Here is a 15484-nt window from a genome sequence, read left to right as displayed (position 1 = left end):
TGTCAGGCGATCATCGGCCTGCCTCCCGCCCCGGCGCACCTGCTAAAGGGCGCGCCCCAGGGGGGTCTTCCTGACCGCTGGCCATTTCCTGGCCCTCACCGCTCCAGTGGGCGGTGGGCGGTCTCGGGGAGTCGAAGATAGACGGCGGAGGAGACCAGGCACAGCACGGCCACGTAGACGGGGAAGAGGCCGGCCTGCCCCATGTCCTTGAACAGCGTGCCGATGTAGGGCGCCGTGCCGCCGAAGAGGGCGACGGTGAGCGAGTAGGGGAACCCGATTCCCGCGGCACGCACCCGCGCCGGGAACGTCTCCGCGTTCACGGCCGCCGAGATGGCCGTGAAGCCGCTCAGCAGGACCATGCCCGCGCACTGCACGAGCAGCAGCGTGACGAAGGAGTCGTTGAGCGCGCGCAGCAGCGGCACGCTCAGCAGCGCGAAGCCGATCCCGAACATCAGCAGCAGCGGCTTGCGCCCGAAGCGGTCGGACACCATGCCCGCGACGGGCTGGAGCACCGCGAAGAACGTCAGCGACAGGGTGCCCGCCAGCAGCGCGTCCGCCTTGTCCACCCCGGCGTTCAGCTCGGCGTACGTCGGCAGATACGACGTCCACGTGTAGTACGCGAGCGTGCCGCCCGCGGTGATTCCGCAGATCAGCAGCGACTCGCGCGGATGGCGGCGCAGCGCCTCGAAGAGGCCGGGGCGGGGCGCCTTCGCCTGCTCTTCACTTCGCGTCTCGTCCGCGTCGCGCCGGACCCAGAAGCCCACCAGGCTCAGCAACGCGCCCAACACGAACGGGACTCGCCAACCCCAGCCTTCCATGGTGGCGGGCGCGAGATTCGCCACGAGCAGCGCCGCGACTCCGGACGCGACGAGCTGCCCGATGGTCGTCGACACATACTGGAAGCTGGAGAACAGCCCCCGCCGGCCGGGCCCGGCCGACTCCACAAGGAATGTGGTCGACGCGGCGAACTCCCCGCCCACCGACAGCCCCTGCAGCAGCCGGGCCAGGACGAGGACGATCGGCGCGAGGACGCCGGCGGCGGCGTACGTCGGCGTCAGCCCCACCAGCAGGCTGCTGCCGCCCATCAGCAGAATGGTCACCGTCAGCGCCGCACGGCGCCCGCGCCGGTCAGCGACCGCGCCCATGAGCAGCCCGCCAACGGGTCGCATGAAGAATCCCACCGCGAAGACGGCGAACGTCGACAGCAGCGGCACCAGCGAATTCGCCGCGCCCTTGGGGAAGATCTGCGCGGCGATGTACGTGGCAAGGAAGGTATATGCGTACCAGTCATACCATTCGACCGCATTGCCGATCGAGGCGGCGATCAGCTGCCGTACAGGACGCGCCGGAGGGGTCACAGCACCCGCATGAGTCCCCTCGCCAGGAGCGGAGGCCGACCCACCCTGGGGCGCAGGCCCATTTCTGAAAGCTGTCATGATCACGATTCTCCCCGTTTCCGGGCACGGCAGTTACGCTGCGCCAAACTCTCCAGAGGGCGCAGCGCTACGCGCCAGGCGTACTGCGCCTGGCCACCGGCGAGAAGGCCGGTTTCCGGCGGCGCGCCCATCCCGGTCCTGTCGGGGCTCACCGAACGCCCGGGACTGCGGTTCCTGCCCCTGGCCCAGCTGCTCCCCCGCCTCGGCGCACCCCAAGGGCTGGCCGCGGCAGGGCTGGAACACGTCACCATGCCCCAGGGCGCCTACCGGGGCGCGGGCGGCATCGCCACCATCGGAGTGTCGAACCTCCTCGTCTGCCGCCCCGACCTGTCGCCGGCGGTGGCCGACGCACTCACCCGCCTGCTGATCCAACGAGCCGGCGCCCTCGTCCCCGAGGATGTGGCCGGCACCCAGTTCCTCGACGTCCGCAGCCTCATCGGCACCGGCCGCGTCCCCCTGCACCCCGGAGCCGTGCGGGCCTACCGCTCACTGCACGGCTGACCCGCCGCGAGCTCCGCACGGCCCGGCCGGAACCCGGCTCATGCGGCCAGCGTCTGCGCCGCCGGGCGCACCGGAGCCACGGGGATGCGTACCGGCGTGGCCGGGGTACGGGTGGGCCACACGCGGTAGGTGGTCTTCGCCGGATCCACCAGGGGCTCCCCCAGCGTGATCAGACCCAGCGCGTGCAGCCGGTCGCACACCGTGGTCGGCAGCGCCACATAGCAGCCTCCCCTGTTGGTGACGGAGTCGTACGGCTGCCAGTAGCCGTACCGGCGGCGCCCACTCGCGTGCACGGTGGCGAACACCGGGGTGCGGCGATCCGATATGACGCGGAGTACGCCGGCGTCGGCGGCCTCGAACGGGACCTGGGAACGGGCGACGGCCGGGACCTGGCGGAGGACGGGTGACATCAGGGTGGCCTTTCCGAGGGCGGTGACTCAAGATCAGCTACCCAATTAAAGCAGTGGTTCGATCTCGATCGCACGACTTCCGGTCAGCCGGGCAGCAGGTCTTGAGGGATCGGGAATTCCGTCTCGACGCCGTCGTGCCAGACGATGTGTGCGACATGGCCGTTGTCACCGTCCGGGCGGATCTCCACGGCGCGTGGCTCGGTGGCGCTGCCGCGGCTGAGGGTCACGGCGGCGGCCAGTACGGCCCCGGGAGCCGGGAGGTCGGCCGCCAGCCATGGAATGGCGGTCCAGCGGCCGAGGGGGCTGGTGTCCTGTTCCAGGAGCACGCCCGCGTCCTGGTAGCCGGTCAGACCGCGCAGGCGGGAGGTGAGGCGGTCCGTGGTGGCCACCGCGTACGGGTCGTCGGGCCCGGTGTCCCGGGAGGCGCCGGTCCCGGGCCGGATGTCGGCGGCCACCGGCCAGCCGCCGAGGCGCAGTCGGACTCCGGGCCCGGGTGCTCCCTCCACGCGGACCAGCCGTACCTCGGTGCCGTCGCGGACGGCGGACGCCACGGTCACCCGGGGGCCCGCTGTCACATTGCCGGCGCGGCCCGAACCGTGATCGGGGGAGGTGTCGCCGGCGCTGTCCACCCAGTGCACCGGGCCGGAGGACACCGCCGCCGGCACGCCGTGGGGCAGCTCCAGGGTGCGGGAGGTGTCGAACCCGGTGCGGTGGGACGCCCTGCCGTCCTCGTCCAGCAGGGCGACGGTGTTGTCGACCGGGCCGCGGAGGGTGGGTCCGGTCAGCGGGGGGAGCGTCGCGGTGGAGTAGCCCAGCCGTGCGTACAGCGGCGCGTCGGTGCGCGCGGTGCCCGGCCGTGCGTGGTCGGTGCCGTGGTTGAGCACCGTCACGATGCCGTCCGCCCGGCGCCCGGACACCAGCCAGCCGGGTGCGGAGACGATCCGCGCCTGGTCGTCCTCCTCCAGGGGCAGCGGCTCCTCGGTGGCGGTCCAGACCGGGTGGTCGGCGGGCAGGGCGAGCCCGAGCATGCCCTTGGACGCCCAGTACGGTGACCCGGGTCCGGAGTAGGACTGGCGCATACCGGGCCAGGGATGGTGCCAGCCCATGGTCAGCAGTCCGTCGCCGCCCGGTACCCCGTGCCGGGCGAAGTGGTCCACGATGCCGCTCGCCACGCGCCGGGTCAGACCGGGCGGAAGGGGGGATGCGCCGCTGATCGCGCCGACCCAGAAGGGCGCCGCGGCGGCGAACCGGTAGATCAGGCTGCGGCCTTGCAGGAGCGGGGAGCCGTCGGCGCCCACCAGCCGCACCGCGTCGTCGAGATACCGGGCGAGGTCCCCCTCCCAGGTGGCCTTCAGACGCTCGGCGCAGAGCGAGCCGGTGACGTCGAACAGGCCGGTCCACAACAGCGGGTACGTGTGCAGGGCCCAGCCCGCGTAGTGGTCGTAGGCCCGCTCCTGTCCGTCGGACAGCCAGCCGTCGGCGCGGCGCAGCGAGGCGTGCACGGCCAGGTCCGCCTCGATGTCGGTGGCCGACCACGGCCCGCCCGCCTCGCGCAGGAAGGACTCCACCACGATGCGGAACCACACCCAGTTGATCGGCGGATACGGCTGCCCGATGACGGCGGACAGCCATGCGACGGTCGCCTCCCGCACCCGGTCGTCGAGGCGGTCCCACAGCCACGGCTTGGTCAGTTGGAGGATCAGCGCGATCGAGGCCGCCTCGACCTTGGCCTGGTCGAGTGTGTCGGGGCGGGGCCAGGCCTCCGGATGGTGCGGATCGGTGCCGGCGGCGAGGCCCGCCGCATAGCGCTCCAGAAGGCCGTGGGGATCCGCTCCGCGCTCGCCGGCGATGCGGAAGCCTGCCATGAGCAGCGACCGGGCATAGCCCTCCAGCCCGTCGGAGTCGGGTCCGTAGGAGCTGTTCGGCCCCGGCGGCAGGATGCGGGCGCGGCCCGGGGACCAGTGGGCGTCGAGCGCGCTGAGCAGTCGGTCGGCGTACGCGGTCCAGTGCCGCCGCTCCCAGCCGGTGTACGGCGAGATGCCCTCCGGCCGGCCGCTGTCGGGTGTGCCGTTGCCGGGTGTGCGGTTGTCAGGTGTGGGGCTGTGGGGTGTGGGGGTCATGCCTGCACCGCCAGGCTGTGCCGGGTGATCGGGGCGAGCGGCGGCAGGCCGGCCGCGTAGCGTTCCAGCTCGGTGAGGGCCAGGGCGCTCATCCGGCGGGCCTCGGAGCCGAGCGAGCCCGCGATGTGCGGGGTGAGCATCACGTTCGGCAGGGTGTACAGCGGCGAGTCGGCGGGCAGCGGTTCCGGGTCGGTGACGTCGAGGATGGCGTGCAGACCGGCGCCGCAGGCGGCTTCGAGGGCGGCCGTGTCGACCAGGCTGCCCCGGGCCGTGTTGACGAGTACGGCGTCCCGGGGCAGTGCCGCGAGCTCCGCGGCGCCGATCATGTGCCGGGTCTCGGGCAGCGCGGGCGCGTGCAGACTGAGGACGTCGGCCTGGGGCAGGGCGTCGGCGAGGGTGGCGGGCTCACCGCCCGCGGCGAGGATGGCGGCGGGGTCGGCCACCGGGTCGACGACGAGGACCCGCGCCAGGTCCAGGTCGCGCAGCAGCTTCACCAGGCGGCTGCCGATGCGGGAGAAGCCCACCACGACGACCGTCCGGCCGACCCCGCTGAGTTCGCCGCGCCCGTCGACGTAGGCCCAGTCGTCGCGGAACCGCCGGGCGTCGTTGGCGAGGAAGGGCGCCTTCTTGAACGCCCAGAGGATGGCGGCGAGGGTGAAGTGGACCACCGGTTCCGCGTTGGCGTCGGCCGCGGTGGTCACCAGGATTCCCCGGTCGAAGACGGCGTCGGTGATGTGCGAGCGCACCGAGCCCGCCGCGTGCAGGACCGCCCGCAGTCTCGGCGCCGCGCGGAGGACCTCCGGCTCGATGCGGGGGCAGCCCCACGAGGTGATGAGCACCTCGGCCTCGGCGAGCCGGCGCCGTGCCGCGGGCGAGGTGAGCTCGTGCACCACGACGGGTTCCGCCACCGAGGCGGCCGCGCGGAGTCTGGCCATCTCCTGGGGCGAGAACTGCATGCCGAGCGCTCTGTCGTCCATCACCAGGAGCGTTTCGGGACGCCTCACCGGCGCGGCGGGTGTGCTCCCCCGCGGTGCCGCTGACCCGTCCGGTTCGGTGGCGCGGTCGGTCACTTGGTGCTCCCTGCGGCGAGTCCGCTGCGCCACTGGCGTTGCAGCAGCACGAAGGCGGCGACGAGGGGGATGACGGCGAGCAGCGAGCCGGTGATCACCATGGGGTTGTACTGGGGGAACTGTGAGACACGGGTGCTCCATTGGAAGATGCCGAGGTTCATCGGGAAGAGCTTGGGGTCGGTGAGCATCACCAGCGGCAGGAAGAAATTGTTCCAGATGGCCACGAACTGGAACAGCACGATGGTGATGAGTCCGTTGCGCATCATGGGCAGGCCGATGGTGAAGAAGGTGCGCAGCTCGCCGGCGCCGTCCACCCGGGCCGCCTCCAGGACCTCGTCCGGTACCGAGGCCTCCGCGAAGGCGCGGGCGAGGTATACGCCGAAGGGGTTGGTGAGTACCGGCAGGAACACCGCCCAGAAGGTGTCCACCAGGCGGAGCTGCGAGGCCAGCAGGTACAGCGGCAGGGCGAGCGCGGTGGTGGGCACCAGGACGCCGGTGAGCGTGACGGCGAACAGGGTGCGGCGGCCGGGGAAGTCCAGCTTGGCGATGGCGTATCCGCAGGCCGCGCAGATCAGGGCGCCCAGGAGGGCGCCGACCAGGGCGTACAGCACGGAGTTGCGGATCCAGTAGAGGAAGACGCCGTCCTGCTCGTCGAAGAGTGCCTTCAGGTTGTCGCCGAGGTGGACGGCGCCGAGGTCGAAGGCGCCGGTGGTGGAGAAGTCGCGGACGTTCTTGGTCGCCGAGGTGACCAGCCAGATCAGCGGCAGCACGCTGTAGAGCGCGCCGAGCAGCAGGACGAGATGGACGGCGGCGCGTGAGGTCCACACCGAGGCGGTGGGCGAGGGGCGGTTGCGGGGCGGGGCGGCGTTTTTCACCGTGCCGACCTCCTGGTGGACAGGCGCATCACCAGCGCGGAGAGCAGGGCCGATACCAGGGCGAGGATGATCGAGGCGGCCGCGGCGCGCCCGTATTCGTTGTTGATGAAGGCCGAGTCGTACACGTACAGGCTCGGGCTCCAGTTGGTGGTGACCGATCCGGTGAAGTTGTGCAGCACCAGTGGTTCGGTGAACAGCTGGAGGGAGCCGATGACGGTGAAGATGAGCGCCACGAAGAGGGTGGGGCGGATGACGGGCACCTTGATGCGCAGCGCCGTGCGCACGGGGCCCGCGCCGTCCACGCGCGCGGCCTCCAGGATCTCGCGGGGGACGGAGCGGAGCGCCGTCAGAAAGATGATCATGTTGTAGCCGCACCACTGCCAGGTGGCCATGTTGGCGATGGAGGCGAGGGCGCCGTCGCTGCCCAGCGGGTCGAAGGGCAGCAGGTCGGTGAGGGGGCCGATGGTGGGGCTGTAGAGATAGGCCCAGATGAGTCCGGCGATCACACCGGGCACGGCGTAGGGCAGGAATACCGCGAGGGTCCACATGCCGCGCAGCCGGGCCACGGCGGAGTCCAGCAGCAGGGCGAGGACGAGCGCGCCGCCGAGCATCAGCGGGATGTGGATGAGGGAGAACAGGGCCACGTGGCCGACGCCGTCGAGGAACGCTTTGTCGGTGAGGACGTTGCCGTAGTTCTCCAGCCAGACGAAGACCTGCTCGGGGCCGCTGAATCCGAGGCCGGTCAGACGGTCGGTGAACAGGCTCAGGTAGATGGCGTAGCCGACGGGTATCAGGACGGTGGCGGTCAGCAGCAGGGCGAACGGCGCCGCGAGCAGCAGGCCGCCCCTCCTGCCGCCGCGCGCGGGGCGGTGCGTGGCCGCGGCGCCGGTGCCGAAGGCGTTCTCCGCGGTGGGACGGGAGGGGGTGAGAACGCTCATGTCCGGCTCCTGTCGCTCGCGTTGATGACGGAGAGTCCTCGGGCCCGCATGCCGGACACCGCCTCGGTCTGGACGCCGCGTACGGCGCGCGGCAGGGTGGTGCCTCCCGAGCTCACCGGGCCGAAGGCGTTGGCGACGGTGGAGAACAGACCGAGGGCGTTGGGGCCCCAGGTCCACTCCGGTACCTGTGCGGCGGCCCGGTCCAGAACGTCGTAGACGGGCTCGCCGAGGAAGTAGCCGCCCCGGTAGACGCGGCGGGCGACCTCGCGGCTGGGCTCGTAGCCGGGGAAGGGCGAGGAGAAGGTGGCGCCGATGCGCACCACTTCGGGGTCGGTGCTCAGCCAGCGCAGGAAGGTCAGTGCCGCGTCCGCCACCTCGCTCTCCTTGGAGATGCCGAAGGCGGTGCCGCCCTGCATGCCGTTGGCGGGCTCGCCGTCCCAGGTGGGCATGGTGGCGACGGCCCAGCGTCCCTTGTCGTCGGGGATGGACTTGTTGAGCGAGCCCACGCTCCACGACGCGCCCAGCAGCCCCCACAGCCGCCCGGTGTGCATGGCCGAGATCCACTCCTGGCTGCCGGTGGGGTCGGCCTTGACGAGGCCGGAGGAGATCATCTCCTGCCAGTACTCGGCCGTGCGGCGCGTGCCCTCACCGGCCACGTCCACCGCCCAGCTGTCGCCCTCCACCTGCCACCAGGGGTCGCCGCCCTGCCAGCACATGCCGGCGAAGAACGATCCGTCGTTCAGCGGGAAGGTGGTGATCCGGGCGTCGGCTCGGGCCTTGCGCACCGCTCGCGCGGCGAGCCGGAAGTCGTCCCAGGTGCGGGGCAGTTCGATGGCGTGCCGGTCGAACAGGTCCTTGCGGTAGTAGAAGACCATCGGCGCGATGTCCATGGGCACCGCCCAGGTGCGCCCGTCGGGCCGTACGCCCTGCCAGGCGGCGTCCGAGTAGCCGCCCGCGAGGTCCGCCAGGTCGTCGGTGAGCTCCCGCAGGCCGCCGCTGGTCAGGATCTGCGGCAGGCCCTGGTATTCGACGTGCAGGATGTCCGGGGCGTTGTGCGCGCGGATGGCGTTGGTCTGCTGGGCGTAGCCGCCCGAGAGCCCGGCGGCGATCACGCTCAGCTCGACGTGGATGTCCGTGTGCTTCTTGTTGAACGCCGCGACGTACTTGTCCATGCCGGTGAGCCAGGACCACACCGTGACCGTGGTGGCTTTCGACGAGGACGAGGAGCAGCCGGACAGCGTCCCCGCGGTCGCGGCCGCGGCCCCCAGGCCCGCTGACGCGCGCAGCACGGTGCGCCGCGAGCACGACGACGGCGGGGGCGAGGGCGAGGGCGCGGATTCCGCCTCCGCGCCGGCGGTGTTGGTTGAAAGCATCATTGCTCTCTCCTGTGCGAGTGACCCGGTCACTTCAGCGCCCCGCACAGTTCTGGGTCAACGAGCCGGAACTATATCGATCAAAATCGATCAGGAGCGATACGGCCGACGAGGCGCACCAAGGCGAAGGGAAACACTGAAATGCCTGGTCAGACGCCGTCTTCCGGTCGGCGCTACGGCGCCTCCGGCCTCGGCACGGTGCCGCAGGACTCCCGCACCACCACGGTCGGCCAGAGCTCGACGCGGTGGACGGGCCACTCCTCACCGACATCGGCGAGCTTGGCCAGCGCGAGTTCGGCGGCGATCCTGCCGATGCGGTGCTTCTGGGGGCGCACGGCGGTCAGCGGCGGATCGGAGGCCGCCCCGATCTCGTCGTCGTAGGTCACGATGGCCAGATCGCCCGGCACGCTGATGTCCTGGTCGCGGGCGCGCTCGATCAGGCCGATGGCCTCGCGGTCCGAGTGCACCAGCAACGCCCGTACCCCGAGGTCGCGGCTGCGCCTCAGCACACCGGTGTACGCCTTCGCCCATCCCGGCGCCCCGTAGGACGGCACCTCGATGTCGAGGCCCTCGTGCGAGGGAAGCCCCAGCGTGTCCACCGCGTCGTGCCAGCCGGTGCGCAGCGCCGTGCTCGTGGGGCTCTGACGGGTGGTGATCAGCGCGATGCGGCTGTGCCCCAGGGTGACGAAATGGCGCACCGCCAGGCCGGCGCCGAGCGCGTGGGCGGTCATGGCGGCGTCCAGTGCGAGGGTGAGCAGCTCCTGAGGGGGCCGGCGCTCGACGAGGATCACCGGCACGGTGAGCGATCCGATCCAGCGCAGCAGCTCCGTGGCCGTGTCGCCGGTCGTGGTCGGGGCGATGAGCAGCGCCTGCGCTCCCCGCTCCAGGAGGGCGTTGATCTGCCGCCGGTCCTCGGCCGGGTCGTCCCAGCGCGAGGCGCGCATGACGAGCCGGCCCTCGGCCGCGGCCACGGCGGCGTGGGCCCCCTGGATGACCGGGGGCCAGTAGTACTCCACCGAGGGCACCACCATGCCCACCAAGGCGCGCGTCGCCATCGGACCGTAGGCCCCGGGCACGCCCTCCCGCGCCGGCTGGGTCTGTGCCCGGTGCGGCAGCGCGATACCCCCGTGCACCCGCTGCACCAGACCCCGGTCGGCCAGCAGCGTCACGTCCCTGCGCACAGTGACCGCCGTGACGCCCAGCTGGGTCACCAGGTCCGACAGCCGCACCATGCCGTGCTTGCGGACCGCGGCGAGAATCCTCTCCTGGCGTTCGGCCGCCAAAGGCATCGTCCCGCCCCTTCCGAACCCGACGCCCCTTTGTGAGGCACGGCAGTCAGCTCACCCTATCCCTTCTGATCGGACATGATCGGATGTGATCGTGCGATCGGTGTGATCGGGCCTCGTTACCTGATCGCTTCAGTCCGGCCCTGATCGGTGTGCTACGGCCGGTGGCCATGCCTCGGCATCGAGCACGCCCAGGACATAGGCGCGGGCCACCAGCGCCGCCTTGCCCCGCACACCCCAGCGCCGGGACAGTCGCGCCAGGTGGTAGTTGACCCCGTCCACGGTCAGGCCGACCGTCTTGGCCACCCGCGCGGTCGTGACGCCGCCCGCCGCCAGGGCGAGGATCCGCGCCTCGACCTCGCTCGCCCGCGGGTCCTCGGCCACGCTTTCAGCGGGGGTCTGCGCCCGTTCGCCCAGCACCCGCAGCAGCAACAGCAGGGCCGGTGGGGCATCCGGGGTGTCACTGACCGGGTCGACGTCCATCTCGCCGTACCGCTCGGTGCCGGCCGCGGTGGACCAGGTCACTTCGACCGGATAGCGGGACCTGCGGCGCAGCCGGACGGCTTCCCCGATCGGATGGAGCCGGGTCGTCCGGCGTGGGTGGAAGAAGTCCAGGGCATTGCGCCCGCGCATCTGCCCCGACAGCATGCCCCACTCGGCGGCCATCGCCGGGTTCGCCAGCAGGATGACGCCCTCCGCGTCGCAGAGGGCGACCGGCAGCGGCAGCCGGTCGAGCAGCAGCATGACCCGGTTGCGCCAGGTGATCGCCTGCCGGCGCCAGGCGTCCGCCGCCGGGGAGTCGCTCGGCGGTCCGCTCGCTCCCAGGTCCATGCCGTGGTCCTCCGCCATACGGTCTCCTCGTAGCGCATCGGGGGTGCTGTCGCAAGGCCGACACAGGTCGGTTCACTACACAATCATGTAGCACCGTGTGGAGCGCTTGTGCTCGCGTGGCGGGAGGGTTGAGGAGGCCGCCGAGATCGTCGTCTCGGCCGGTTCCGGTGTCTCACGATGCACATAGGAAACACGATTCACAGAAAGCGGTTAGCCTGCATGCCCGCGTCGCTTCTCCCCCCGCCGTCCGAGAGCCACGGCGAGATCCCCGTCATCGACGTCTCCGACGCCCCGACGGACACACCCGTCCTCCAGACCATGGAACTGGCCCGGCAGCACGGCCCGGCCTTCGTCCAGCGTCGGCAGGGCCAGGACAGTCTCTTCATCAGCAGCCTGGATCTGGTCACCGAGCTCTCCGACGAGAAGCGCTTCACCAAGTCCATCGGGCCGTCCCTGGAGAACGTCCGCGAGTTCGCCCACGACGGCCTGTTCACCGCGTACAGCGACGAGCCCAACTGGGCCAAGGCGCACGACATCCTGATGCCCGCCTTCGCCCTCGGCTCGATGCGCACCTATCACCCGGTGATGCTGCGTGTCGCCCGCCGTCTGATCGACTCATGGGACCGCCGCTCCGCCGCCGGCGCCCCGGTCGACGTGCCCGACGACATGACACGGATGACCCTGGACACCATCGGTCTGGCCGGCTTCGGGTTCGACTTCGGCTCGTTCAGCCGCACCGAACCGCACCCCTTCGTCGACTCCCTGGTGCGCTGCCTGTACTGGGCGATGACCAGGCAGAGCCGTACCCCGGGCGTGGACTACACGGAGACCGACGCGGCGTTCCGCGCCGACGCCGGCTTCCTGGCCGAGGTGGTCGACGAGGTCATCGCGGCGCGTACCGCGCCGGGCGCGCGACCCCCCGAGCACGAGGACCTGCTGGGGCTGATGCTGGGCGCCACCCACCCCTCCGACGGGACCACCCTGGACCTGGCGAACATCCGCGACCAGGTCATCACCTTCCTGATCGCCGGCCACGAGACCACCTCCGGCACCCTGTCCTTCGCCCTGTACAACCTGGTGAAGCACCCGGCCGCGCTGCGGCTGGTGCAGCGCGAGGTGGACGAACTGTGGGGCGACGACCCCGACCCCGAGCCGACGTTTGAGGACATCGGCCGCCTGCACTACACCCACCAGGTGCTCAACGAGACGCTGCGGCTGTTCCCGCCGGCCGTGGGGTTCACCCGCCAGGCCCGCCACGACACCACGCTGGGCGGCATCCCGATGCGGGCCGGACAGTGGGCGGCGGTGCTGACCCCGATGCTGCACCGGGACCCGGTCTGGGGCGACAACCCCGAGCTGTTCGACCCCTCCCGGTTCGCCCCCGAGGCGGAGGCGGCGCGGTCCCCGCACGCCTTCAAGCCGTTCGGCACCGGTGAACGGGCCTGCATCGGGCGGCAGTTCGCCCTGCACGAGGCCACCATGCTGCTGGGCATGCTGGTCCACCGCTACCGGCTGCTGGACCACGCCGACTACCGGCTGCACCTCAAGCAGACGCTCACCATCAAGCCCGAGGGCTTCACCCTCACACTCGCCCCACGCACCGCGGCCGACCGGGAGGCGAACCGCGCCGCCCTGCCCGTCGGCGCCGCGGCGCCCGATGAGGAGGCGTCGGCCGACGACAGCGGCCTGCCCACCCGGGTGCACCAGGGCACCGGAATGCTCCTGCTGCACGGCTCCAACTACGGCACCTGCCGCGGCTTCGCCGCGCAGCTCGCGGACACCGCCGCCACGCTCGGCTGCGAGACCGCCGTCGCCCCGCTCGACGCCCACGCCGGAGCCCTGCCCACCGACCGCCCGGTGGTGATCACCGCCGCCTCGTACAACGGCCAGGCCACCGACGACGCGGCCGCCTTCGTCCAGTGGCTGAGGACCGCCGAACCCGGCGCCGCCGACGGCGTCACCTACGCCGTCCTCGGTGTCGGCGACCGCAACTGGTCCGCCACCTACCAGCACATCCCCACCCTCATCGACGACCGGCTCGCCGCTCTCGGCGGAACCCGGCTGCTGGAGCGCGCCGAAGGCGACGCCTCCGGGGACCTGAGCGGCGCGGTCAAGGCGTTCACCGCCGCGCTGCGCACCCGTGTCCTTGAGCGGTACGGCGACCCCGGCACGGTCGGCGCCGCTCCCGAGGCGGTGCCGGACACCCCGGCGTACACGGTCACCGAGGTCACCGGCGGTCCCCTGGACGCACTGGCGGAGCGCCACGGCATGACGCCGATGACCGTCACCGAGACCGGCGGCCTCACCCGGCCGGACCACCCGCGCGCCAAGCGCCTCGTCCGCCTGGCCCTGCCCGAGGGCATGACGTACCGCACCGCGGACCACTTCACCGTGCTCCCGGCGAACGACCCCGCCCTGGTGACACGCGCCGCCCGGATCCTGCGCGCCGACCTGGACACCGTCCTCAACATCTCCGCGAGCCGCCCGCGCCGCGACGGCATCGCGGTCGACCGGCCGGTGACCGTGCGCGAACTGCTCACCCGGTACGTCGAACTCCAGGACCGCCCGACCGCCGAGCAGCTGGCCGTCCTGGCCGAGCTCAACCCCTGCCCGCCCGAGCGGACAGCGCTGCGGGCCCTGGCCGAGGACGCCGAGGCGCTCGCCGCGGACCACCGCACCCTGCTCGACGTGATCGAGGACAACCCCGCGCTGGGCGAGTTCCTGTCCTGGCCGGTGCTGCTGGAGCTGCTGCCCCCGATCCGGCCGCGCCACTACTCGGTCTCGTCCTCACCGGCGAACGATCCGCACCATGTCGACCTGATGGTCTCCCTGCTCCAGGCGCCCGCGCGCTCGGGCCGGGGCGACTTCCGCGGCACGGGTTCGGGCTATCTGCACACCGTCCGCCCCGGCGACACCGTGTACGCCCGGATACAGCCGTGCCGCGAGGTCTTCCGGATCAGCCATGACGCCGAGACCCCGCTGATCATGGTCTCGGCCGGCACCGGCCTGGCTCCCTTCCGGGGTACCGTCGCCGACCGGCTCGCCCTCGCGGTGAACGACACCAAACTCGCCCCGGCGCTCTGCTACTTCGGCTGCGACGCCCCGGACGCCGACTATCTGCACGCCGATGAACTGCGCACCGCCGAGCTGGCCGGCGCGGTCCGGATGCGCCCGGCGTTCAGCCACGCCCCGGTCGACGGCCAGAGGTTCGTCCAGCACCGGATCGCCGCCGAGGCCGACGAGGTCTGGGAGCTGCTCGGGGCCGGCGCCAAGGTCTATGTGTGCGGCGACGGCAGCCGGATGGCCCCGGGCGTGCGCGACGCCTTCCGGGCCATCTACGTCCAGCACACTCCCGGTGCGGACGCCGCGGCCGCCGCCGAGTGGCTCGACTCGCTGGTGGCCGAGGGCCGCTACGTCGAGGACGTCTACGCGGCCGGCTGAGCCGCGCACCGCTTGGCGTACCGGACCCAGCCGTTGTCACCGGCCCGGGTCCGGCTGCCGGCAGCCGGAAAGGCCGGCCGCGCCCGCGCGGCCGGCCTTTCTCCGCACGGGGTGCCCGCCGCGCGGCCGAACACGCCGTCTCGCGCGATCCACCACGCACCGCACGGTCCGGCGGCGGGCCGCACGGGTCAGCCCGGATAGCGAACGCGCCGCACCGCGCGGGACGGCGCACGGCCGGTTTCCGGGCCGCCACCGACGATGTCGATCAGGTCGAGGACGAGCCTGTCCACCTCCCCGGCGCGCCAGGCGACCACCACACGGCTGGGCCGGTGACCGGTCACGGGTACGAAGCTGACGCCCGGCGCCGCGTGGTGGCGGGCCGCGGCCGCCGGGAGCAGACCGACGGCCGATCGCCAGGCGACCGCGTGCAGACACTCACCGATGGTGCTCACCACGGGCGTGTCCGGCTCGTCGGCGTCGGTGGCGAGCCAGAAGTCACGCCACCGCGGATCGGTGCCCGGCGGCAGCCGGAACGCCATGCGCCCGCGCAGGTCCGCGACGTCGACCTGGGCCGATTCGGCCAAGGGGTCCGTGGCGGGCACGACGGCCACCAGGGGTTCCTCGTAGAGAACCCGGACGGCGATGCCCGTGGTGTCGAACGGCAGACGGGTGAGAGCCATGTCCACCTGACCGGTGCGCAGGCCCGCGCTCGGATCGGTCAGTCCGCACTCCCGCAGCCGGACAGCCGCCTGTGGCCGCCGTCGGCGGAACGTCTCCCGCACCCGGTCGTCGAGGGCCAGTCCGGCACCGGCGACGGCGCCCACCACGACCGTACGGTGTCCGGCGCTCCGTCTCACCTTCTCCTTCGCCCGCTCGGCGCGTTCCAGGATCTCCTTCGCCTCGGCGAGCAGGATCCGGCCGCCGTCGGTGAGCCGCACACCGTGCGAGGACCGTTCCAGCAACCGGCAGCCGAGTTCCTCCTCCAGCTCCCGGACGCGCTGACTCAACGGCGGCTGCGACATGTGCAGGCGGGCGGCGGCGCGGCCGAAGTGCAACTCCTCGGCCACGGCAACGAAATACCGAAGCTGCCGTAGGTCCATGACCAGTCACGATATCGAAGCGCTCGGGGCGGAAGCGGAACGGTCCTGGACCGGGTGGCGCACCGTGCGGTGGCATCGGTGCGGTACAGAGCAGAGGGAGGAA

The 15484-nt window shown here is 72.1% G+C and carries 12 protein-coding genes; 2 read left to right on the top strand and 10 right to left on the bottom strand.

The genetic code is table 11. From position 1 onward, the window contains the following. Nucleotides 1–95: 95 nt before the first annotated feature. Nucleotides 96–1436, bottom strand: coding sequence for an MFS transporter (locus PS467_RS38650; protein WP_432280691.1), 1341 nt, complete (start codon nt 1434–1436; stop codon nt 96–98). Between PS467_RS38650 and PS467_RS38645 the strand changes: the two genes are divergently transcribed. Next, entirely contained in the window at nt 1368–1937 is a 570-nt protein-coding gene (locus PS467_RS38645) for a TAXI family TRAP transporter solute-binding subunit (protein WP_311039187.1), read from the top strand. The two genes, PS467_RS38650 and PS467_RS38645, sit on opposite strands and share 69 nt — an antisense overlap. Nucleotides 1938–1975: 38 nt before the next feature. Here the strand turns inward: PS467_RS38645 and PS467_RS38640 are convergent, their stop codons facing one another. The 8 genes from PS467_RS38640 to PS467_RS38605 form a co-directional block, all read right to left on the bottom strand. Continuing rightward, nucleotides 1976–2347 carry a hypothetical protein gene (locus tag PS467_RS38640; RefSeq protein ID WP_268976334.1) on the bottom strand — a complete coding sequence of 124 codons (372 nt, stop codon included), beginning with the start codon at nt 2345–2347 and terminating at the stop codon, nt 1976–1978. Nucleotides 2348–2430: 83 nt separating this feature from the next. Further along, nucleotides 2431–4467 carry a DUF2264 domain-containing protein gene (locus PS467_RS38635; protein ID WP_311039186.1) on the bottom strand — a complete coding sequence of 679 codons (2037 nt, stop codon included), beginning with the start codon at nt 4465–4467 and terminating at the stop codon, nt 2431–2433. Next, entirely contained in the window at nt 4464–5444 is a 981-nt protein-coding gene (locus PS467_RS38630) for a hydroxyacid dehydrogenase (protein WP_311039185.1), read from the bottom strand. Before PS467_RS38630 ends, PS467_RS38635 begins: the two co-directional genes overlap by 4 nt. A gap of 89 nt (nt 5445–5533) precedes the next feature. Further along, nucleotides 5534–6412, bottom strand: coding sequence for a carbohydrate ABC transporter permease (locus tag PS467_RS38625; protein WP_311039184.1), 879 nt, complete (start codon nt 6410–6412; stop codon nt 5534–5536). Beyond that, nucleotides 6409–7350 carry a carbohydrate ABC transporter permease gene (locus PS467_RS38620; protein WP_311039183.1) on the bottom strand — a complete coding sequence of 314 codons (942 nt, stop codon included), beginning with the start codon at nt 7348–7350 and terminating at the stop codon, nt 6409–6411. Before PS467_RS38620 ends, PS467_RS38625 begins: the two co-directional genes overlap by 4 nt. Further along, nucleotides 7347–8726, bottom strand: a complete 1380-nt coding sequence (locus tag PS467_RS38615; RefSeq protein WP_311039182.1) for an ABC transporter substrate-binding protein — start codon at nt 8724–8726, stop codon at nt 7347–7349. Before PS467_RS38615 ends, PS467_RS38620 begins: the two co-directional genes overlap by 4 nt. Nucleotides 8727–8896: 170 nt before the next feature. Further along, a complete protein-coding gene (locus PS467_RS38610) occupies nt 8897–10012 on the bottom strand; it encodes a substrate-binding domain-containing protein (RefSeq protein WP_311039181.1) in 1116 nt (371 codons plus the stop codon). A gap of 129 nt (nt 10013–10141) precedes the next feature. Continuing rightward, complete coding sequence (locus tag PS467_RS38605; protein ID WP_311039180.1) at nt 10142–10858, bottom strand: PAS domain-containing protein; 717 nt, start codon at nt 10856–10858, stop codon at nt 10142–10144. Between the two features lie 201 nt (nt 10859–11059). Between PS467_RS38605 and PS467_RS38600 the strand changes: the two genes are divergently transcribed. Beyond that, on the top strand, nt 11060–14281 hold the full coding sequence (locus PS467_RS38600) for a bifunctional cytochrome P450/NADPH--P450 reductase (protein ID WP_311039179.1): 3222 nt from the start codon (nt 11060–11062) through the stop codon (nt 14279–14281). A 188-nt stretch (nt 14282–14469) separates the two neighbouring features. Here the strand turns inward: PS467_RS38600 and PS467_RS38595 are convergent, their stop codons facing one another. Then, the gene (locus PS467_RS38595; RefSeq protein ID WP_311039178.1) at nt 14470–15381 is read right to left on the bottom strand and encodes a LysR family transcriptional regulator; all 912 of its coding nucleotides are present in this window, start codon (nt 15379–15381) and stop codon (nt 14470–14472) included. Nucleotides 15382–15484 lie beyond the last annotated feature (103 nt).

It is taken from the genome of Streptomyces luomodiensis, from assembly GCF_031679605.1.
Taxonomy (GTDB): Bacteria; Actinomycetota; Actinomycetes; order Streptomycetales; family Streptomycetaceae; genus Streptomyces; species Streptomyces luomodiensis.
This window is presented reverse-complemented; position numbering and strand designations above follow the sequence as displayed.

Excerpts from the sequence above, each read along its gene's own strand:
- PS467_RS38645 (WP_311039187.1), top strand. The coding sequence starts at position 1,368 with ATGAGTCCCCTCGCCAGGAGCGGAGGCCGACCCACCCTGGGGCGCAGG.
- PS467_RS38650 (WP_432280691.1), bottom strand. The coding sequence starts at position 1,436 with ATGACAGCTTTCAGAAATGGGCCTGCGCCCCAGGGTGGGTCGGCCTCC.
- PS467_RS38640 (WP_268976334.1), bottom strand. The coding sequence starts at position 2,347 with ATGTCACCCGTCCTCCGCCAGGTCCCGGCCGTCGCCCGTTCCCAGGTC.
- PS467_RS38635 (WP_311039186.1), bottom strand. The coding sequence starts at position 4,467 with ATGACCCCCACACCCCACAGCCCCACACCTGACAACCGCACACCCGGC.
- PS467_RS38630 (WP_311039185.1), bottom strand. The coding sequence starts at position 5,444 with ATGGACGACAGAGCGCTCGGCATGCAGTTCTCGCCCCAGGAGATGGCC.
- PS467_RS38620 (WP_311039183.1), bottom strand. The coding sequence starts at position 7,350 with ATGAGCGTTCTCACCCCCTCCCGTCCCACCGCGGAGAACGCCTTCGGC.
- PS467_RS38615 (WP_311039182.1), bottom strand. The coding sequence starts at position 8,726 with ATGATGCTTTCAACCAACACCGCCGGCGCGGAGGCGGAATCCGCGCCC.
- PS467_RS38610 (WP_311039181.1), bottom strand. The coding sequence starts at position 10,012 with ATGCCTTTGGCGGCCGAACGCCAGGAGAGGATTCTCGCCGCGGTCCGC.
- PS467_RS38605 (WP_311039180.1), bottom strand. The coding sequence starts at position 10,858 with ATGGCGGAGGACCACGGCATGGACCTGGGAGCGAGCGGACCGCCGAGC.
- PS467_RS38600 (WP_311039179.1), top strand. The coding sequence starts at position 11,060 with ATGCCCGCGTCGCTTCTCCCCCCGCCGTCCGAGAGCCACGGCGAGATC.
- PS467_RS38595 (WP_311039178.1), bottom strand. The coding sequence starts at position 15,381 with ATGGACCTACGGCAGCTTCGGTATTTCGTTGCCGTGGCCGAGGAGTTG.